The organism is Telluria sp. ZT3P26, from assembly GCF_059686035.1.
Window position 1 is genome coordinate 1,677,037 of sequence record NZ_JCASII010000001.1, and the last position, 20,368, is coordinate 1,697,404.

At 65.9% G+C, this 20,368-nt stretch carries 16 protein-coding genes; 11 read left to right on the plus strand and 5 right to left on the minus strand.

Annotated elements, in window-relative coordinates; translation table 11 throughout:
- Positions 1–2 precede the first annotated feature (2 nt).
- The 4 genes from recC (at position 3) to AC56LN_RS07405 (ending at position 9,720) form a co-directional block, all read left to right on the plus strand.
- Complete coding sequence (gene recC / locus AC56LN_RS07390; RefSeq protein WP_499570684.1) at positions 3–3,413, plus strand: exodeoxyribonuclease V subunit gamma; 3,411 nt, start codon at positions 3–5, stop codon at positions 3,411–3,413.
- Entirely contained in the window at positions 3,410–7,057 is a 3,648-nt protein-coding gene (gene recB, locus AC56LN_RS07395) for an exodeoxyribonuclease V subunit beta (RefSeq protein WP_499570685.1), read from the plus strand. The genes recC and recB overlap by 4 nt, the downstream gene beginning before the upstream one ends.
- Entirely contained in the window at positions 7,044–8,969 is a 1,926-nt protein-coding gene (recD, locus tag AC56LN_RS07400) for an exodeoxyribonuclease V subunit alpha (RefSeq protein WP_499570686.1), read from the plus strand. The genes recB and recD overlap by 14 nt, the downstream gene beginning before the upstream one ends.
- An 88-nt stretch (positions 8,970–9,057) precedes the next feature.
- Positions 9,058–9,720, plus strand: a complete 663-nt coding sequence (locus AC56LN_RS07405) for a thiol:disulfide interchange protein DsbA/DsbL (protein WP_499570687.1) — start codon at positions 9,058–9,060, stop codon at positions 9,718–9,720.
- Positions 9,721–9,836: 116 nt separating this feature from the next.
- On the opposite strand, the gene AC56LN_RS07410 is transcribed toward AC56LN_RS07405, so the two are convergent.
- Both AC56LN_RS07410 and AC56LN_RS07415 read right to left on the minus strand, forming a co-directional pair.
- A complete protein-coding gene (locus AC56LN_RS07410) occupies positions 9,837–10,808 on the minus strand; it encodes a serine hydrolase (protein WP_499570688.1) in 972 nt (323 codons plus the stop codon).
- 290 nt (positions 10,809–11,098) lie between these two features.
- Positions 11,099–12,118: a sulfate ABC transporter substrate-binding protein gene (locus AC56LN_RS07415; RefSeq protein ID WP_499570689.1), complete on the minus strand. Its 1,020-nt coding sequence runs from the start codon at positions 12,116–12,118 to the stop codon at positions 11,099–11,101.
- A 220-nt stretch (positions 12,119–12,338) separates the two neighbouring features.
- On the opposite strand from AC56LN_RS07415, the gene AC56LN_RS07420 reads away from it, so the two are divergent.
- From AC56LN_RS07420 to AC56LN_RS07440, 5 genes are all read left to right on the plus strand, one after another.
- Positions 12,339–12,863, plus strand: a complete 525-nt coding sequence (locus AC56LN_RS07420; protein ID WP_499570690.1) for a GNAT family N-acetyltransferase — start codon at positions 12,339–12,341, stop codon at positions 12,861–12,863.
- Between the two features lie 100 nt (positions 12,864–12,963).
- Positions 12,964–13,581 carry a YcbK family protein gene (locus tag AC56LN_RS07425; RefSeq protein WP_332533731.1) on the plus strand — a complete coding sequence of 206 codons (618 nt, stop codon included), beginning with the start codon at positions 12,964–12,966 and terminating at the stop codon, positions 13,579–13,581.
- A gap of 121 nt (positions 13,582–13,702) precedes the next feature.
- Positions 13,703–13,993, plus strand: a complete 291-nt coding sequence (locus tag AC56LN_RS07430; protein ID WP_499570691.1) for a DUF378 domain-containing protein — start codon at positions 13,703–13,705, stop codon at positions 13,991–13,993.
- A gap of 6 nt (positions 13,994–13,999) precedes the next feature.
- The gene (locus AC56LN_RS07435; RefSeq protein ID WP_499570793.1) at positions 14,000–14,461 is read left to right on the plus strand and encodes a metallophosphoesterase family protein; all 462 of its coding nucleotides are present in this window, start codon (positions 14,000–14,002) and stop codon (positions 14,459–14,461) included.
- Between the two features lie 73 nt (positions 14,462–14,534).
- On the plus strand, positions 14,535–14,939 hold the full coding sequence (locus AC56LN_RS07440) for a hypothetical protein (protein ID WP_482899174.1): 405 nt from the start codon (positions 14,535–14,537) through the stop codon (positions 14,937–14,939).
- A gap of 6 nt (positions 14,940–14,945) precedes the next feature.
- Here the strand turns inward: AC56LN_RS07440 and AC56LN_RS07445 are convergent, their stop codons facing one another.
- The gene (locus AC56LN_RS07445; RefSeq protein ID WP_499570692.1) at positions 14,946–15,905 is read right to left on the minus strand and encodes an SMP-30/gluconolactonase/LRE family protein; all 960 of its coding nucleotides are present in this window, start codon (positions 15,903–15,905) and stop codon (positions 14,946–14,948) included.
- Positions 15,906–16,031: 126 nt separating this feature from the next.
- Here AC56LN_RS07445 and AC56LN_RS07450 point away from each other — a divergent pair, with 126 nt between their 5' ends.
- Both AC56LN_RS07450 and AC56LN_RS07455 read left to right on the plus strand, forming a co-directional pair.
- Positions 16,032–17,141, plus strand: coding sequence for a Gfo/Idh/MocA family protein (locus AC56LN_RS07450; protein ID WP_499570693.1), 1,110 nt, complete (start codon positions 16,032–16,034; stop codon positions 17,139–17,141).
- A gap of 82 nt (positions 17,142–17,223) precedes the next feature.
- Entirely contained in the window at positions 17,224–18,042 is an 819-nt protein-coding gene (locus AC56LN_RS07455) for a transporter substrate-binding domain-containing protein (RefSeq protein WP_499570694.1), read from the plus strand.
- 60 nt (positions 18,043–18,102) lie between these two features.
- Here the strand turns inward: AC56LN_RS07455 and AC56LN_RS07460 are convergent, their stop codons facing one another.
- Together AC56LN_RS07460 and AC56LN_RS07465 are read right to left on the minus strand one after the other, a co-directional pair.
- Positions 18,103–18,447 (minus strand): hypothetical protein, encoded by a 345-nt coding sequence (locus AC56LN_RS07460; RefSeq protein ID WP_499570695.1) that lies wholly within the window; start codon positions 18,445–18,447, stop codon positions 18,103–18,105.
- 131 nt (positions 18,448–18,578) lie between these two features.
- Positions 18,579–20,255, minus strand: a complete 1,677-nt coding sequence (locus AC56LN_RS07465; RefSeq protein WP_499570696.1) for an electron transfer flavoprotein-ubiquinone oxidoreductase — start codon at positions 20,253–20,255, stop codon at positions 18,579–18,581.
- Positions 20,256–20,368: the final 113 nt, after the last annotated feature.

Below are 20,368 nucleotides of genomic sequence, written 5' to 3' on the forward strand. Positions count from 1 at the left end.
GCATGCCTGCCCCGATCACTCCCGGTCTCTTGATCCTCCACGGTAACCAGATGGAGCTGCTGCGCAGCGCCGTCTTCGACTGGCTGCGCAATCACCCCCTGGGACCGCTCGAAGAAGAGATTTTTCTGGTCCAGTCGAACGGCGTGGCCGAGTGGCTCAAGATCGCGCTGGCCGAGGAAAACGGCGTCTGTGCCGCCACCCGCGTGGCGCTGCCGGCGCGCTTCATGTGGGAAGCCTACCGGGGCATGCTGGGCCGCGAGCGCGTGCCGCAGCGCGCGCCGTTCGACAAGGACCCGCTGACCTGGCGCCTGATGCGCCTGTTGCCGACGCTGCTGCAGGACGACGGCTACGCGCCACTCGCCCGCTTTCTGGCCGATGGCGACGCCGAGCGCCGCCTGCAGCTGGCCGAACGCGTGGCCGACCTGTATGACCAGTACCAGGTATATCGCGCCGACTGGCTGGCCGATTGGGCCGCGGGGCGCGACGTGCTGCGCCGCGCGGGCGGCGATGTGGTCCCGCTCGCGCCCGAGCAGCGCTGGCAAGCGTGCCTGTGGCGCGCCGTGCACGCGAGCTTGCCCGAGGCGCAGCGCCAGAGCGGCCGCGCCACCATCCACGACCAGTTCCTCGCCGCCGTCGCTGCCGATGCCGCGCCGGCCAGCCGCCTGCCGCGCCGCGTCGTGCTGTTCGGGATGTCGACGCTGCCGTACCAGACGTTGCAGGCGATATCGGCGCTGGCGCGCCACACGCAGGTGCTATTCGCCGTACCGAATCCGTGCCAGTTCTACTGGGGCGACATCATCGAAGGCAGCCAGTTGCTCAAGGCGGCGCGTCGCCGCCAGCCGCATCGCGAGGGCGTCGACCTGGGCACGATCCCGATCGAGGAAATGCATGTCCACAGCCATCCGCTGCTGGCCAGCTGGGGCAGACAAGGCCGCGATTTCGTGCGCATGCTCGATGAATTCGACCAGCAGCACGAGGCAAGCGAAAGTGGCGAAAGCGGCGAAGGCCAGCCGGCGCCACTGCGCGTGGACCTGTTCACCGACGACGATGGCGGCACGCTCTTGTCACAGGTCCAGGCCGCGGTGCGCGACCTGGTGCCGCTGTCCGAGCACCCGCACGTGCCGCCGATGCCGGACGACCGCTCGATCGAGTTCCACGTCACGCACAGCGTGCAGCGCGAGATCGAAGTGCTGCACGACCAGTTGTTGTCGTGGTTCGCGCAAGACCCGACGCTGCGCCCGCGCGACGTGGTGGTGATGGTGCCCGACATCGATGCATTCTCGCCCGCGATCCACGCGGTGTTCGACCAGCACCGGCGCCACGACCCGCGCCATATCCCGTTCGAGATCGGCGACGTGCGCGACCGCAGCGTCAATCCGCTGCTGGTCTCGCTCGAGTGGCTGCTGCGTCTGCCGCAGCAGCGTTGCCGCCAGAGCGAAGTGCGCGACCTGCTCGACGTGCCGGCCGTCGCGCGCCGCTTTGGCGTGACGAGCGAGGATCTGCCGATCCTGGGCCGCTGGATCGACGGCGCCGGCGTGCGCTGGGGCCTGGACCAGGATCACCGCGCGGGCCTGGGTCTGGGCATGACGGGCGAGCAGAATGCCTGGATCTTCGGCGTGCGCCGCATGCTGCTCGGCTACGCCAGCGGCGCCGGCGCCAGCTTCGGCGACATCGAGCCGTATGCCGAAGTGGGCGGCCTGGATGCGGCATTGGCCGGCTCGCTGGCCCAGCTGGTCGAATGCCTGCTGACCTGGCGCGGCCGCCTGAATGCATCGCTGCGGCCAGCCGAATGGGGCGAGGCGGCGCGCGAGATGCTGTCGTGCTTCTATGCGGCGGGCGACGAAGCCGACCGCCTGACGCTGTCGAACCTGGGCGAGGGCCTGCAGTGCTGGCTCGAGACCTGCGCTGCGGCGGGCTTCGACGAACCGGTGCCGCTGGCAGTGCTGCGCCAGGCCTGGATGAATGAACTGGATGCGCCCACGCTGAACCACCAGTTCGTGTCGGGCGGCGTGACCTTCTGCACGCTGATGCCGATGCGCGCCGTGCCGTTTCGCGCCGTCTGCCTGCTGGGCATGAATGACGGCGACTTCCCGCGCCGCGCGCGCCCGTCCGACTTCGACCTGCTGGCGCTGCCGGGCATGGCGCGTCCCGGTGACCGCTCGCGCCGCGACGACGACCGCTACCTGATGCTCGAGGCTTTGCTGGCCGCGCGCGACAAGTTCTACGTGAGCTGGGTCGGGCGCAATGTGCGCGACAACAGCGAGCAGCCGCCTTCGGTGCTGGTGGCGCAGTTGCGCGATTACCTGCAGGCCGGCTGGGACATCGACGACCTGCATCACATCACGACCGAGCATCCGCTGCAGCCGTTCAGCCGCCGCTACTTCCAGCGCGGCGGCCTGCTCACCTACGCGGGCGAGTGGCGCACTGCGCACGGCGCCGACGAGCATCCCGTCGACGACGTCTTGCCGGCCTACGAGCTGGAGTCCGACTTCGTCCTCAAGCTGGGCGAACTGGCCAGTTTCCTGCGCCAGCCGGCGCGCTTCTTTTTCCGCCGCCGCCTTGGTGTCGTGTTTGCCGACGCCGCGCACGTGGGCGATGACGAAGAACCGTTTGGCCTGGATGCGCTGGAACGCTACCAGATCGAAGACCACCTGCTGGACGACAGCGGCGAGGCCGAGGCCATCGGCGACGTGCGCGCCACGCTGACAGTGCGCGCCGAACGCCTGGCGCGCGAAGGCGTTCTGCCGATCGGCCTGATGGGCCGCATGTGGCAGGAGCAGCTGGTCGAGAGCCTGGCGCCGGTGCGCACCGAGTGGCTGCGGCTGGGCGCGCGCTTCCCGCAGGCGGCGCCGAAGTTCGCCGTCAGCCTGCTGCTGGATGGCATTCAGCTGGACGACTGGATCGACCGCCTGCGCTCAAACGGCGAGGGCAGTGCATGGCTGATGCAGATCTCGTCGAAGGTGCTGGACCGGGCCGGCAATCCGCGCGGCGACAAGCTGATCTCGCCGTGGCTGCGCCAGCTGGCCGCGGCGGCTGCCGGCAATCCGGTGACGGGTTACCTGGTGGCGCGCGATGCGGTGCTCGAGATGGCGCCGCTGGCCCAGGATACGGCGCTGGAAACGCTGCGCGACCTGGTGCGCCTGTGGCGCGCGAATCTGGACAGCCCGTTGCCAGTGGCGTGCAAGACCGCCCTGGCGCATCTGGCGCAGGGCGATCCACGCGCCACCTACGACGGCGGCTTCGAGCTGCGCGGCGAAGTCGACGACCTGTGCCTGGCACGCCTGTGGCCGGACTTTGACGCCCTGAAGAACGCCGGCGGCTGGCCCGACCTGGCCGATGAACTATATGGGCCGCTGGCGCGCTGGATGCAGGACTGCATCAAGATCAGGCCGTTGCAGGAGTCATTCTCATGAGTAGCAAACTCGAACCGGTTGATTTCCCGCTGCATGGCTCGCGCCTGATCGAGGCCTCGGCCGGCACCGGCAAGACCTGGACCATCGCTGCGCTGTACGTGCGCCTGGTGCTGGGGCACGGTGGGCAGGATGCGTTCGTGCGCCCGCTGCTGCCATCCGAGATCCTGGTGATGACGTTCACCCGCGCCGCCACGCGCGAACTGGCCAATCGCGTACGCGAGCGGCTGGTGCAGGCAGCCGCCTACTTCCGCGGTGAACTCGACATCGCCGACCCGTACCTGCAGGAGCTGGCCGCCAGCTACACGGCGGGCAGCGAGCGTCACATCGCCGGGCACCGCCTGTTCATGGCGGCCGAGACGATGGACGAAGCGGCGATCTTCACGATCGACGCCTGGTGCCAGCGCATGCTGCGCGAGCACGCCTTCGACAGCGGCAGCCTGTTCGACGAAGAGCTGGTCAGCGACGAACGTGAACTGTTCGAAGACGCCGCGCATGACTACTGGCGCCAGCAGGTCTATCCGCTGGGCGCCGAGTCGCTGGCGATCGTGATGGACAGCTGGCGCGATGTGGAAGCGCTCAAGACCAGTGTGCGCGACCTGGTGCGGCGCGACGCCTTGCTCGGCGCGCCCGCGGCCGAACCACTGAAGCAACTGGTGGCGCGGCTGGCCGCGGCACAGCGCGACGAGCTGGTGCGCCTGAAGGACGGCTGGTTCGAGCGCGCCCACACGATGGAGCGCTGGATTGCCGGCCATCGCGAGCGTCAGCCCAAGTGCTTCAACGGCAACAAGCTGCGCGCCGACTCCCTTGTCAAATGGTTCGAGGCGCTGCGCGCGTGGGCCACGGACCCGGCGCGCCACATGCCGGACCTGACCGACACGGCGTGGCGCCGCCTGACGCCGGATGGCATCGCCGATGCGTTCAGCAAGGATTTTTCGACCGACGTGCCGGACTGTTTCGACGCCACCGCCGCGCTGCAGACCAGCCTGGCCGCGCTCGATCCGATTGCCCACGCACTGCTGCGCCACGCCGCCGGCCATATCGGCGCGCGCATGCAGGAACTCAAGCGGCGCAACCGCCAGTTCGGCTTTGCCGACATGCTCGAACGCCTGAAGGTCGCACTCGAAGGCGAGAACGGCGCGGCGCTGCGCGCGCGCATCGTGGGCCAGTATCCGGTAGCGCTGGTCGATGAATTCCAGGACACGTCGCCCGACCAGTACCGCATCTTTGACCTGCTGTACCGGGTCGAAGCCAACGATCCGGCGCAGGGACTGTTCCTGATTGGCGATCCGAAGCAGTCGATCTACGGCTTTCGCGGCGCCGACATCCACAGCTACCTGGCGGCGCGCCGCGCGACGGCGGGGCGGCACTACCAGCTCGACACCAATTACCGCTCGACCGCGCCGCTCGTGAGTGCGGTCAATGGCCTGTTCCTGCATGCCGAGGGCGCGCATCCGGGCGCGGCGTTCCGGTTCCGGCGCGGCGACGACAACCCGTTGCCGTTCGATGCGGTCAAGGCGCAGGGCCATCGCCGCCAGCTGGTGGGCCTGGGCGAGGCTACCGGCGCGCTGGCCGTGAACCTCGTGGACCGCGCTGACCTGAAGGCCGACGACTACCGCGATGTCTTTGCCCATCACTGCGCAGAACACATCGTCGGCCTGCTCAATGACGAGCGCGTGGGCTTCGACGACGACGCTGGCGCAGGTTCCACATTCACGCGTCTGATGCCGGCCGATATTGCGATCCTCGTACGCGACCGGCGTGAAGCCGGCGCGATCCGGCGCGCGCTGATGCGGCGCAAGGTGGCCAGCGTCTACCTGTCCGACAAGGATTCGGTCGTCGAAAGCGATGAAGCGGCCGATGTGCTGCGCTGGTTGTACGCGGTGGCCAATCCCCTTGACGGCGCGCTGGCGCGGGCTGCGTTTGCCACCGCCACCGCCGGTCTTGGGCTGGCCGAACTGGCGCAGTTCTCGCACGACGAAATGGTCTGGGAAGCGCGCGTCGAGCAGCTCAAGGCCCTGCACGGCAGCTGGCAGCGCCAGGGCGTGCTGGCGATGCTGCGCCGCTTCATCCACGAACTGGGCCTGCCGGCGCGCCTGCTGCGCGAGCCGGGCGGCGAGCGGCGCCTGACCAACCTGCTACACCTGGCTGAATTGCTGCAGGAGGCCAGCAGCCAGCTCGAAGGCGAGCAGGCGCTGATCCGCTGGTTCGCCGAACAGATCGACGGGCTGGGGTCGAGTGGTGACGAGCGCGTGCTGCGCCTGGAGAGTGACGCCGAACTGGTCAAGGTCGTCACCGTGCACAAGTCGAAAGGCCTGGAGTACCCGCTGGTGTACCTGCCGTTCGCCGTGACGGCGCGCGCGACCAACCGCCGTAACCGTGCATTCTTCGAATACGTGGACGATGCCGGCACGCGCCATCTTGACCTGGCCTTGAGCGATGATGCGCTGGCTGCCGTCGACCGCGCACGCATCGAGGAAGACCTGCGCCTGCTGTACGTCGCGCTGACGCGTGCGCGCCACTTCCTGTGGCTGGGCGCGGCGGCCGTCTCCGGCACGCGCAAGGGCGAGAACAAGCTGCACGAGTCGGCGCTGGGCTATCTGCTGGCCGGGGGCGACGCGATTGCCGCCGAGGCGCTGCGTGCACGCTTCGATGTCGTGGCTGGCAGTACCGAGGGCATCTCGCTGCACGAACTGGCCGAGCCGGATGCGGTGACGATGCTGTCGCGCCAGGACATCCGCCCCGACCTGCTCGATGCGCCGCGCTACCGCGCCGAGTTCGAGCGCGACTGGTCGGTCGGCTCGTTTACGTCGCTGACGCGCCATGCGATCGCGCCGCCAACGCCGATGCGCGCGCAGGACCAGACGCTGATGGAAGACGTGCCGCAGGTGGCCACGCCGCCCCGCATCGAGGACGCACCGTGGCACCGCTTCCCGCGCGGCTCGGTGCCTGGCAACTTCATGCACGAGCGGCTCGAGTGGCTGGCGCGTGAAGGTTTTGATTGTCTGGACGACCCGACCTGCGAGGCGCGCCTGGTGCAGCATATCGAGCGTGCGGGCTGGGGCCACCGCCTTGCCGATGCGCTGGCATGGCTGCGCGAGATCGTCGATACGCCGTTGCCGCCACTGAATGCGCGCCTGCGCGACCTGCACGGCGTGCTGCCCGAGATGGAGTTCTGGTTCCCGAGCGAGCACCTCGACCTGCAGTGCCTGGACGCGCTGTGCCGCACGCAGTTGCTGGGCGGGATCGAGCGGCCGGTGCTGCCCGAGCGTGTGCTGCACGGCATGCTCAAAGGCTTTGCCGACCTGGTGTTCGAGCACGAAGGCCGCTACTGGGTGCTGGACTACAAGTCCAATGCGCTGGGGCCGGGCGACGCGTCGTACAGCCAGGCGGCAATGACCGCGGGGATGGCCGAACACCGCTACGAGATCCAGGGCAGCATCTATCTGCTGGCCCTGCACCGGCTGCTGCGCGCGCGCCTGGGCGACGCCTACGAGCCCGAAGAGCAGCTGGGCGGCGCCGTCTTCATGTTCCTGCGCGGGATCGCCAATCCGGTCACGCGCGGCTGCTGGGTACTGGCGCCCGACCTCGCGCTGCTGGATGGACTGGAACGCTTGCTGGACAAGGATGCACATGGCGAAGCTTGATGCCGATATCGATGGTCTGTGGCGCGAGATCGGTGCGCTGACCGAAGCGGGCGAGCTGCGCCGCCTGTCCGGCGCGTTCGCGCGCTTCATTGCGCAACTGGGCGACGCGCCGCCGGCGCTGATCGTGGCGGCGGCTGTGCTGTCCGAGCTCGAAGGCCACGGCCACAGCTGCCTGCAGCTGGACGACCTTGCCGCCGGGCCGGCGCTGCTGCTGGGCTGGAGCGACGACGCGTGGCGCCAGCTGGCGCAGGCGGCTGCGCCGTTGCCTCGCGGCGTGGCCGGCTGGAGCAAGCTGCTGGCGCACTGCCAGCAAGTCTGGATCCGGGGCGAATTCGATCTCGACCAGCCGCTGGTGCTCGATGGCCAGCGCTTGTACCTGCGGCGTTACTGGCGCGACGAGACGCTGGTCGCGCAGGCCGTGCGCGAGCGCGCGGCGGCCACGCATCCGGTGGAGACACCGCTCGTGCGCAGCTGGCTCGACAAGCTGTTCGTCGCGCAGCCTGGCGCGCAGGGGCCGGACTGGCAAAAGCTCGCCTGCGCCGTGGCGCTGCGCAGTTCGGTGGCGATCATCACGGGTGGTCCCGGCACCGGCAAGACCTACACGGTCGCGCGCCTGCTGGCGCTGTTGTTCGCGACGGCCCCGGAAGCAGGGCGCCAGCGCGTCGCACTGGCCGCACCGACGGGCAAGGCGGCCGCGCGCCTGAAGCAGTCCATTGACAAGGCCCTCAATGAACTGGCTGACCGCGTCGGCGCTGAACTGCCGCTGCGCGAACTGACGGCGCGCATGGGCGCGGCGCGCACGCTCCACAGCCTGCTCGGGGCGCGGCCCGATACGCGCGCATTCGCGCACCACCGCGGCAATCCGCTAGACGTCGATGTGCTGATCGTCGACGAGGCATCGATGGTGCACCTGGAAATGATGGCCAGCCTGCTCGATGCGCTGCCCGTGGGCGCGACGCTGATCCTGCTGGGTGACAAGGACCAGCTGGCGTCGGTGGAGGCGGGCGCAGTGCTGGGTGACCTGTGCCATGCCGCGCACGAAGGCCACTACAGCGCGGCGACGATCGCGTACATCGAGGCCGCGAGCGGCGAGATCATCCCGGACATCTATCGCGGCGACGGCGGCGCGCTGGCGCAGCAAACCGTGATGCTGCGCTACAGCCGCCGCTTCGGCGGGCCGATCGGCCAGCTCGCGCTGGCGGTCAATGGTGGCGATACCGCGCGCGCCGAACAGGTGCTGCGGGCCGGGGACGAGAGCGTGCGCTGGCTCGAACATGCGCAGCCGGCGCAGCTCCTGCATTTGGCGCATGCCGGGTATGCGCCGTACCTGCAGCTGCTGCGCGATGGCGCCAGTGGCGGGCATGAAGACTGGGTGCGCCAGATCCTGCTCAGCTTCGAGACCTTCCGCATCCTGTGCGCGGTGCGCGATGGCGAATGGGGCGTGACGGGCCTGAACGAGGCCATCGAAAAGCGGCTCGCGGCCAGTCACTTGCTGCGCCATGGCGCCGAGTGGTATGTCGGCAGGCCCGTCATGGTCACGCGCAACGACTACTCGACGCGCGTGTTCAACGGCGATATCGGCGTCACGCTGCCGGATCCGGCGCGCGCCGGCGCGCTGCGCGTCTACTTCCTTGAAGGCGACGCCGTGCGCAGCGTGCTGGCCACGCGCCTGCGCAATGTCGAAACGGCGTTCGCGATGACCGTGCATAAATCGCAGGGCTCGGAGTTTCGACACACGGTGCTGGCGCTGCCGCGCGAGCGCAACGCGGTGCTCACGCGCGAGCTGGTCTACACGGGCATCACGCGTGCCAGCGAGGTGTTTACGCTCGTCACGCCAGGCGGCGACGTGCTGCAGGAAGCGATTGCCAGCCGTACGCACCGTACCAGTGGCTTGCGTGACCTGGTGGCATGAGAGGTCACGCGCGGGCGTCGTGAGAATGCGCGCATTTGATGGTGGCGCCGTGGGCTAGAATGTTTGCTTCATACTGAAAAGGATCGATATGCGTGCCCTGCGACTTGCCCTTATTGCCGCCGCCCTGGTGGCCGGCCTTGCCAACGCTTCGCCAACCGTGCCGCGCGATGGCGCCGACTTCATGACGCTGGCCACGCCGCAGCCAACCCAGGCCGAGGGCAAGAAGGTCGAGGTCATCGAATTCTTCGCGTATCACTGCGGCGCCTGCAATGCGTTCGAGCCGACATTGAAGAACTGGACGAAGCAGCAGGGCAACCGGATCACGCTGCGCCGCGTGCCGCTGCCGTTCCAGGGCCCGACCGATCCGGAAGCGCGCCTGTTCCTGACGCTCGAGGCGATGGGCAAGCTCGAGGCGTATCACGGGCGGGTGTTCAATGCCGTGCACGTCGAGCGCAAGCGCCTGATGAAGGACGCCGATATCATCGCGTGGGCTGGCGAGAATGGTCTCGACAAGACCGCATTCATGGAGACGTGGAACTCGTTTGGTGTCCAGACCCGGCTCAAACGCCTGAGCCAGGTTGCCGAGGCCTACAAGGTCGCCGGCACGCCGACTGTCATCATCGATGGCACGTATGTGGTGTCGCCATCGCAAGTGCAGCAGGCGAACAGGATCCAGGATGCCGGTGAGGTGATGGCGGCGACCGGGCAGGTCATGGATGCGCTCGTCGTGAAAGCGGCTGCGGCAAAGTAGGTTCTTCTGAATCAGAGAGGCGGTTGAACGCGTGGACGGGAAACCCGTCCACCCTACTGATGTTGTGCGCATAAAAAAAGGGGCCTTGCGGCCCCTTGATTCCACCAGACACGTGCTTAGTCGCGGCGCTTGCGCGTCGTCTTGACCTTGGCGACCTTGCGGTTCTTGGTGGCCTGGACCTTCGACTTGACGAGCTTGGTACGGGCTTTTGCCTTGGCTTTCACACTACCGGCGCTGGCCTTGATGCGTGGACCGCCCGACGAAACGCGTGCGGCGCGCGCGACGCGGGCCACGGGTGCTGCGTCACCAGTCATGAAGCGGCGGATGTTCAGTGCGTCGAGCACGCGGGCCGACGAGGCGCCGGCATTGAGCAGCACCAGCGTCGCCTTCTTGCCGGCTGCCGTGATGTTCATGATCAGGCAGCGGCCGGCTTCGTTCGTGTAGCCGGTTTTCGACAGGCCGATGTCCCAGCCCTTGGCGCCGACAAGGCGGTTGGTGTTGTGGTACTCGACGCCCCGGCCGTTGATGTCGATCACTTCCTTGGTTTCGGTAGTCATGCGCACGATATCCGGGTACCGGACCGAGGCGACGGCCATCTTGACCAGGTCGCCTGCGGTGGAGCGGTTGTGCGGCGACAGGCCGGTGGGTTCTTCGATCGTGGTCTGGGTCATGCCCAGCGCGCGGATCTTGCGGCGCACGGCGGCCTTGAAGGCTTCGTTGCCGCCCGGGTAGGTGCGGGCCAGCGCGGCGGCGGCGCGGTTGTCCGAGGACATCAGCGCCAGGTGCAGCACGTCGCTGCGCGAGATGCTGGCGCCGACCGGCACGCGCGAGCTGCTGAACTTGACGCGGTCGACGTCGTCGCGGTCGATCTCGATCTGCTCGTTCATGTCGAGCTTGGCGTCGAGGACGACCATTGCCGTCATCAGCTTGGTCAGTGATGCAATCGGGACGACGGTGTCGGCGTTTTTTTCAAGGAGGATCTTGCCGGTGTCGTTTTCAACAACGAGGACGGACTGGGAGCCGAACGGCACGGCGAATGCCGCGGCCGAAAACGTCATCAGGACCGTGGCGAACAGGTGTTTGATCATTGTCTGTCTGGAATCTGGGTTGAGGTTGATGGAGCTGGGCGCCGGGGCGGCGCGGATCAACATCTGTTTCTAGAGCAACTAGAAGGCAGGCAAGATAGCATTTATCCGACAGGCATGTCTATGGTGCACAAGAAAATCACCCTGTAAATCCGCAATTTTCTATCGGAATTGCTCAGTTCAGGTGCAGATTATTAACAGGGCATGTTCAGCAGAAATGTCGAGTGACCTCGAATGGACGCCTCAAAGCACACAGCCCTGCACGCGGCAGGGCTGTTGAAGGGTAGTACGGATTACTTGGCGGTGTAGATCTTGTCGAACTCGCCGCCATCGTCAAAGTGACGCTTTTGCGCTGCGCGCCAGCCACCGAAGACTTCGTCGACAGTGAACAGGCTGATCGGCTTGTAGTTGGCCGCGTACTTCTTCATGACGGCGTCCGAACGAACACGCATGAAGTGCTTGGCGCCGATTTCCTGGCCCACCGGGCTGTACAGGAAGTTCAGGTACGCCGTTGCCGGCTGGCGCAGTTTCTGACGGTCGACGACCTTGTCGACCACCGCCACCGGCGACTCGGCGAGGATCGAGCTGTTCGGGTAGACGACTTCGAAATCGTTGCCGAATTCCTTGCGCACCATGCTCACTTCGTTCTCGAACGTCACCAGCACGTCGCCGATCTGGCGCTGGGTGAAGGTGGTGGTCGCTGCGCGGCCGCCGCCGTCCAGGATCGGCACGTTCTTGAAGATCTTCGAGACCAGGTCACGGGCGGCAGCTTCGTTGCCGCCTTTCTTGATCACGGAACCCCACGCACCCAGATAGGTGTAGCGGCCGTTGCCGGCAGTCTTGGGATTCGGGATGATCACGGCCACGCCGGGCCGGGCCAGATCTTGCCAGTCGCGGACCTGCTTCGGATTGCCCTTGCGGACCAGGAACACCATGGTCGAGTAGTAGGGCGCCGCATTGTTCGGGAACTTCTTGGCCCAGTCTTTCGCCACCAGGCCACGGTCGGCCAGCATGTCGATGTCATTGGCCTGGTTCATGGTGACGACCGACGCCGCCAGGCCGTCGGCCACGGCGCGCGCCTGCTTGCTCGAGCCGCCGTGCGATTGCTTGACTTCGACCGTCTGGCCCGTCTGCTGCTTGTACGAGGCGATGAAGGCCGGGTTGATTTCTTTGTACAATTCACGGGCGACGTCGTACGACACGTTCAGCAGCTCGGGGCCGGCGGCGCTGGCATGCAGCGGCACGGCGCCGCCGGCAGCCAGGACCAGCGCCAGGATCGAGCGGCGCAGCGTGTTCGGAGGGGTGATGCGCATAATGGGTCTCGCTAGCTTGAAGTTGGAGTGACAGCGTGCATGTTCCCTGATGCCGCCGTCAAACGGAACAATACTTTCGTCATATGGTTATGCCGATCATCTGCTTGTCCCTGTCGCCAGCAGGGTCGTTGGCTTTCGGTGTATAGTCGTGCCCGTGTCATGCCCGGGGCGTCGTTTCCCGCCACCTCACGTCCTTGTACCGTATTTATGTTGATGATCGATGTCCACGCGTATTGAAATCCGCAAGGCGCTTCCCGCCGACGCCGTGCCAGCCTGCAACCTGCTGCGCCGCTCGATCGAGGAAGGCTGCCGTGCCGACCACCATGACCAGCCGGCAGTACTCGACGCCTGGCTCGGCAACAAGACGCCGGCCACCGTGGCCGCCTGGTTTGCTGCACCGGCCAATTTTGCCGTCGTCGCCGAGAGCGAAGGGCAGCTGGTCGGGTTGACGCTGTTGACCCCGGCCGGCAAGGTGGCGCTGTGTTACGTGTTGCCCGATGCGCTGCGCTGCGGCGTGGGCCGGGCGCTGCTGGCGGCGGTTGAGGAGCAGGCGCGTGCCTGGAACATCAGCAAGCTGCATCTGCACAGCCCCGCTGGCGCCAGCGCGTTCTTCGAGCGCCACGGGTTCAGCAATGCGGGCAAGGAAAAATCCTGTTTCGGCCTGGATAGCGACCTGATGTGGAAGCGGCTCGACGGCGCCGGCGAAGGCAATGCACGCAAGCGGTTCTGCAACTGCAGCGACTGATTGCGCGATGAATGCGCGCGGTTCACGCCGTACCGCGCCATCCATGATGAATACGCTATAGTACGGCCCATCGATATTCACGAGTTACACCAACGCATATATGGCTTCCCGCAGAGACTTTCTCCATCAGGGCGCGCGCCTTGCCGCCATCGGTGTCATCGGCGCGCCGCTGGCCGCTGCCGCGACCGACCTCCAACCGCCACCCGACCTGTTCGATTCGCAGGCACTTGACCTCGATTTCTGGGTCAAGCCGCGCACCTTGTCGGTGACGCGTCCGCAAAGCGGCGAGACGGCCAATGTGCTGTACTGGAAAGACGGCGAAGTCATCGAGTCGGCCTACCAGGAACTGTGCCATCTGCTGCGCGACGTGAACGGCAAGGCGTCCGCACCCATCGATCCGAAACTGTTCGAGATGCTCTGGAGCACCCAGGCCTTCATCGCCCGCTTCGGCATCATCAAGCCGCTGGAGATTTTGTCGGGCTACCGCTCGCCGGCCTCGAACGCGCGCCTGCGCGAGCAGGGCATCCCGGCGGCGCGCCAGTCGCTGCACCTGGTGGGCAAGGCGGCCGATATCCGTATCGCCAACCTGAACGAAGAAGTGCTGGGCGGCCTGATCAAGAGCTTCCGCGGCGGCGGCGTCGGCTACTACTACCGCAGCGGACCGCGCGGCGGCTGGATCCATGCCGACACGGGCCTGGCCCGAACCTGGAAAGGCTGAGTTCGCAGCCGTCTGCCTGCGCGGCAACGGTGCGTGCCTGTTTGTTAACCTGGGCTAGTATGGACAACACGTCCCGGGGCGCCGCCCCGGTGGTGCCAATGTCTTTCTCCAGGAGGCTCTGATGTCAACAATCAATACACCAACCATGGACCGCCGTTCGCTGCCCGATCGCCGCGTCACGGCGCGCACGCATGGCCGTCCAGCCATGTCCGCCCTGGATTACATTGCGATGGCACTATTGATTATTGGCGGCCTGAACTGGGGCATGGTTGGCCTGTTCGACGTCGACATGGTCGGCGTGCTGTTCGAGCCGGGCTCGACGCTCACCCGCGTCGTGTATGTGCTCGTCGGCCTGGCGGCGCTGTACTCGGTCGTCACCATGGCCAAGATGGCCGGCAGCAAGCGTCCGTAAGTGGTCATTCGCATTGGCCTGATTTCCGATACGCACGGCCTGCTGCGTCCGCAGGCGCTCGACTTCCTGCAGGGCAGCGATGCCGTGCTGCACGCTGGTGACATCGTCGATCCGGCCACGCTCGAGCGCCTGGCCGAACTTGCCCCGCTCACCAGCGTGCGCGGCAATAACGACAGCGGCGCCTGGGCACGGGCTTTGCCTGACACCGTCACCGTCACGTTCGGTGGCGTCACCATCCACATGCTGCACGACCTGAAGGAACTTGCCATCGATCCGGTGGCCAGCGGCGTGCGCGTGGTCGTTACCGGCCACACGCACAAACCGGCCTGCGTCGAGCGCGAAGGCGTGTTGTACGTGAATCCCGGCGCGGCGGGGCGCCGTCGTTTTACGCTGCCCGTTTCAGTCGGCGAACTCATCATCGACGACGGACACGTCAGCGTGCGCCTCGTGACGCTCGACATCCCGTGATGCAAGCGCAGACCTGGCCCGCGGCGATGGAAATTGCCGTAAGATACGCCCCGTCCCCTTTTGCGTGCAGCACATGACCCTCCCGCCCGAACAGCCACCCCGCTTCAAACCCCGTCCCTGGATCGCGCTCGAAACGCCGCAAGACGTCGAGTTGTGGATCGACGAGCACAATGCCGCCATGCAGGAACTGATCACGCCGCAGGAAACGGGCGTCGGCATCTGCTTTGCCATTGCCGAAGGCGGCCTGGTGCACATGCAGACGACGGCCGACGCCATCCTGCTCGACGTCGACAGCGACGCCGCCTGGATCGCGCCCCTGATCATGGCCGCCACCGGCGCCGAGCAGCCGCGCGGTCAGATCTGGGTGCTGCCGGACGATAAGCTCGTCCAGCTGATCCTGGGTCTGTCGACGCTCGTGCAGAGCACCACGCTGGTCACGGGCCACAACTTCGGGCCAGGTTCGCGCCCGAGCTGGTAAACGGTTTCAGTACGGGAGTCCCGTGACGTCCAGCGGCACTTGCCAGACGGCGCCGGCGCCCGTGATGTAGAGCGTCTTGCCGTCCACGCCGCCGAAGGCGACATTGGTGACATTGGCGTCGACCCGGATCGTTGCCAGTTCGCGGCCCTGTGGCGAGAACACGCGCACACGCTTGGGCGCATGTTCCGTCACATACAGGTTGCCGTGGCAGTCCAGCGTCATGCCGTCGCCATTCTCGATGCCCTTGATCAGGTCGCGCCCGGCCTGCGGCACGCCATCCTTGACCGGGTAAGCGCGCACTGCGCCGTCGCTCGCGTTCACGTACAGCGTCTTGCCGTCAAGTGACAGGGCAATCCCGTTCGGATTCTTGCGTGAGCCGTCGACCAGCGTTACCGCCCCATCGGTCGCCACGCGATAGATCCCGGTCACCGGCTGGCCGCCGGGCGCTGCGGCTTTCTGGTAATCCGGATCGGTGAAGTAGATCGTGCCATCGGCCGCGATGGCGATATCGTTCGGCGAATTGAAGACCTGGCCCTGGAATTGTGAGGCGACATTCGTGCGCTTGCCGTCTGCCAGGCTGTAGCGCGACAGCGCCTTGTACTTGTGGGTGGCCGCGATCAGCGCGCCGTTGGCGTCGACCGCCAGGCCATTGCTGCCCGCATCCTCGATGGCCGTGGTCACGTCGCCGCCCGGCGTGTACTTGCGCACGCGTGACGGAAAGCCCTGGCTGAAGCTGAAGTCCGAAAAATACAGCGCGCCGTTCATCCATACCGCCCCCTCGTACAGGCCCGGTTCGCCGCGCGTTGGCGTGATCGCGGCAATCCGCTCGGCTTTCAGCTCGCCCGACGGGGCCTTGCCGCTGCAACTGGCGGCCGGGGCGGCCGAGACTACAGGCGACAGGACGGCGGCGACGCTGGCGGCAACGAGCAGGCGAACGAAGGGAACGCGACGGGGTGATACGGACATGGGCAACTCCTGGCAAGGTGAACGGTAAATGACGACGGTGATACCGCTATCATTTCGAATGAATCAATTGTATCCTTCTCTCTACAAGACGATAACATTCCCGCAATCCTATTGGAGGAGACAAGCATGATCGATCTACATCGGCGCGGCCTGGTCATGGCTGCAGGTGGCGTCCTGGCGGCCAGCGCCATGAACCCGGGCTGGGCCAGCACCGGTCGCAAGCTCGGCTACGCGATCGTGGGCCTGGGCGGCTATGGCCTGGGCCGCATCATCCCGCAGTTCCAGAACTGCCAGCACAGCCGCCTGGTGGCGCTGGTCAGCGGCGACCCTGCCAAGGCAAAGAAGGTGGCGCAGGAATACGGCGTGCCCGAACGCGGCATCTATTCGTACAACGATTTCGACCGCATCCGCGATAACCCGGACATCGACATCGTGTATATCTGCCTGCCCGTCTTCATGCACGCCGAGTACACGATCCGCGCCGCGCAGGCCGGCAAGCACGTCATGTGCGAAAAGCCGATGGCGGTCAGTCCGGCCGAATGCGAACAGATGATTGCCGCCTGCCGCAAGGCCGGCAAGAAGCTGATGATCGGCTACCGCTCGCGCTTCGAACCGCACAATGTCGAGGCCATCCGGCTGGCGCGCGCCGGCGCGATCGGCACGCTCCGCTATTTCCGCTCCGAGCATGGCTTTGTCGCGGGCGACGCCAACACCTGGCGCATGAAGAAGGCGCAGTCGGGCGGCGGCTCGCTGATGGACATCGGCATCTACGCGTTGCAGGCGGCGCGCTACATGACGGGCGAAGAACCGGTGGCCGTGTTCGCGAAGGAAACCACGAACCGCAGCGACCCGCGTTTCCGCGAAGTGGAAGACATGATCGATTTCCAGCTGGAGTTCCCGTCCGGCGCGATCGGCTCCTGCATGTCGATGTACAGCGCGAACCGCAACCAGTTCGTGCTGATGGGCGAGAAGGGCCGGATCGAACTGGAGCCGGCGACTGCCTACAGCGGCCAGCGCATGTGGGTCGGCCAGGACCGCAGCGACAAGACCGAGGTCAAACCGCCGCCCGGACCGTATGCGAACCAGTGGGTGGGGCAGCTCGACCATATGGCGCAGTGCGTGCTGCAGAACCGCGAGCCTCTCGTTCCCGGCGAAGAAGGTTTGCGCGACCTCCGCATCATCGAGGCCGTGTACCGCTCCGCGCGCGAACAGAAGCGGATCCTCGTACGCGCCTGAGCCTGCCACGCGCGCCGCTTTTCGGTTATAACGTGTCATTGACCGTGTGGAGGCCAAGAAGATGGCGGAAGGGATCGCAAGTATGAGGCGGCGCCGGGCGCTGGGACAGTTGCTGGCGCTGCCCGCGTCAGCTGCGCTGTGCACGCCATGGGCAGGCGCGGCAGACCTGGCAGCGCCGGTACAACCCGCAGATCCCTCCGCAACAAGGGGCACACTGCGCATTGCGCTCGAAGGGACCTATCCGCCATTCAATTTCAGGGACCAGGCCAGCGGGCAACTGGCTGGCTACGACGTCGATGTGGCGCACACGGTTGCCATGCGGATGGGCCTCAATCCGGAATTCGTGCTGACCGAATGGAGCGCGATCCTGCCGGCGCTGCGCGCGGGCAGGGTGGATGTCGCGATCAGCCAGGTCATCATCACGCCGCAGCGCGAGAAGACATTCGATTTTTCTGCGTCGTACCTGTATTCGCAGTCGCGCCTCATCGTGCGCGAGAACGAGCGTGCGACCTACGGCACGCTGGCCGACCTCAAGGGTCGCAAGCTGGGCGTGCGCCAGAACAGCGTCTTCGAGCAGCAGGCCATGGCCGTACCAGGCATCGACGTGAAGCGCTATCCGGCCGTGCCAGAGAACCTGCAGGACCTCGCCTTCGGCCGGATCGATGCCTTGCTCGATGACAGCCTGCTCGTCGGTTACCTCGTCAAGCAGACACAATTGCCGCTCAAGGCCGGTGCCCGCATCGGGGCGCCCTTGCGCGTCGGCATTGCCATGCGCAAGGGCCGTCCACAGCTGAAGCTCGCGATCGACAAGGCACTGCGCGAGGCACGCTCGGACGGCACGCTGCGCGCGCTGTCGCTCAAGTGGTTCGGCCAGGACGCCAGCAATATGCCGCCGGCCTGACGCACGAAAAAAAAGCGCGACCCGTTGAAGGCGCCGCGCTCTTGCGTGGATCGTGCCACGTCAGCGTTGTTTGTCCTGCTTGCCGGCCCAGTCGCTCTGCTGGTCCATCTGCCGGGACCCGCTGCCCGGCGAACCCTGGTCGCGGCTGTCGCGGTCGGCGTTCAGGTCGTCCAGCGCCGGGGTGCCGCCTGATGCATGCTGGCCACCGTGTTGCTGGTTCTGCTGTTGACCACCGTTGCCTTGCCGGCTGCCGGTGTCTTGCTGCTTGCCCTCCTGCATGCGGCTACCTTGCTGGCCGGTAGGTTGCTTGTCGCCAGCAATGTCCTGCTTGCCGCTTTGCAGATTGCCGCTTTGCCCCATGCCGGGATTTTGCTGCTTGCGCATGTTATCTGTGGAATCACCCATCGCTGTCTCCTGCCACTGGTGTATGAGCAGCCCATGCTACGCCGTCCGGGGCGTCCGCCAATCAGCAGATTGGCGGCGATGTTGCAGGATGATTCTTACAAAGTCAGCAGTAAAAGCGGCGGGCCAGGCGCTTACATATTCGGATAATTCGGCCCGCCGCCGCCCTCTGGCGTGACCCAGACGATGTTCTGGGTCGGGTCCTTGATATCGCAGGTCTTGCAGTGCACGCAGTTCTGCGCATTGATCTGCAGGCGATCGCCCCCGTCTTCGCGCTTGACGTACTCGTACACCCCGGCCGGACAGTAACGCTGTTCAGGCCCGGCATACTTGGCCAGGTTCACGTCCACCGGCACGCTCGGATTCTTCAGCGTCAGGTGGATCGGCTCGTCTTCGCGGTGGTTGGTGTTCGAGATGAACACCGACGACAGCTTGTCGAAGGTCAGCTTGCCGTCCGGCTTCGGATAGACGATCGGCTGGAAGTGTGACGCCGGCTTCAGGCATTCGTGGTCGGCGTGCTTGTGGTGCAGCGTCCACGGCGCCTTGCCACGGAAAACGATCTGGTCGATGCCCGTCATGATCGTGCCCAGCACCAGGCCCTTGCTCATCCACGGCTTGAAGTTGCGCGCCACGTGCAGCTCTTCGTGCAGCCACGATTGTTCGAACGCCACAGGGAAACTGGTCAGCTCATCGCTCGTGCGGCCTTCGCCCAGCGCGGCAAACGCGGCCTCTGCGGCCAGCATGCCGGTCTTGATCGCGGTGTGGCTGCCCTTGATGCGGCTGGTGTTCAGGAAGCCCGCATCGCAGCCGATCAGCGCGCCACCCGGGAACACGGTCTTTGGCAAGGATTGCAGGCCGCCAGCGGTAATCGAACGCGCACCGTAAGAGATGCGCTTGCCGCCTTCGAAGAAGCCACGGATCGCCGGGTGCGTTTTATAGCGCTGGAATTCTTCGTATGGCGACAGATACGGATTCTGGTACGACAGGCCGACCACATAGCCGACTGCGACCTGGTTGTTTTCCAGGTGATACAGGAACGAGCCACCATAGGTGTCGTTCGGCAGCGGCCAGCCGGCCGTGTGGATCACGAGGCCCGGCTGGTGCTTGGCCGGATCAATTTCCCACAGTTCCTTGATGCCGATGCCATAGGTCTGCGGATCCTTGCCCTTGTTCAGTTCGTATTTCGCCATCAGCTGGCGGCCGAGATGGCCGCGCGAACCTTCGGCAAAGAACGTGTACTTGGCATGCAGCTCCATGCCGAGCTGGAATTCCGGACCCGGCTCGCCATCGCGTTTCATGCCCATATTGCCGGTCGCGACGCCCTTGACCGAGCCGTCCTCGTTGTACAGGATTTCGGCGGCCGGGAAGCCGGGGAAGATTTCCACGCCCAGTGCTTCGGCCTGCTGGCCCAGCCAGCGCACCACATTGGCCAGCGAGATCACGTAATTGCCGTGATTGGCCAGCGCCGGCGGAATGGCGAACGCGGGCGTGGCGTACGATTTGGTCTCGCTCAGGAACAACACACGGTCTTCGGTGACGGCCGTATTGAGCGGCGCGCCCTTTTCTTTCCAGTCGGGGATCAGCTCGTTGATCGCGCGCGGATCCATCACCGCGCCGGACAGGATATGTGCGCCCAGCTCGCCGCCTTTTTCAAGGACGCAGACAGTGACTTCCTGGCCTTTTTCGGCAGCCAGCTGTTTCAGGCGGATCGCCGCCGACAGGCCGGCCGGGCCGCCGCCGACGACCACGACGTCGTATTCCATCGCTTCGCGTGGGCCGTATTGTTCGAGAAAGTTCGTTGTCTCTGTCATGGTTTTTTTGGGATAGGGATGACGGGAATCAGAAAATAGCACGAGTGTGCGGGTTTTTGCTGTTCATTGCAATATCGCGGCCATTGTAAAGGCATTATTAGAAGGGGCAGTCG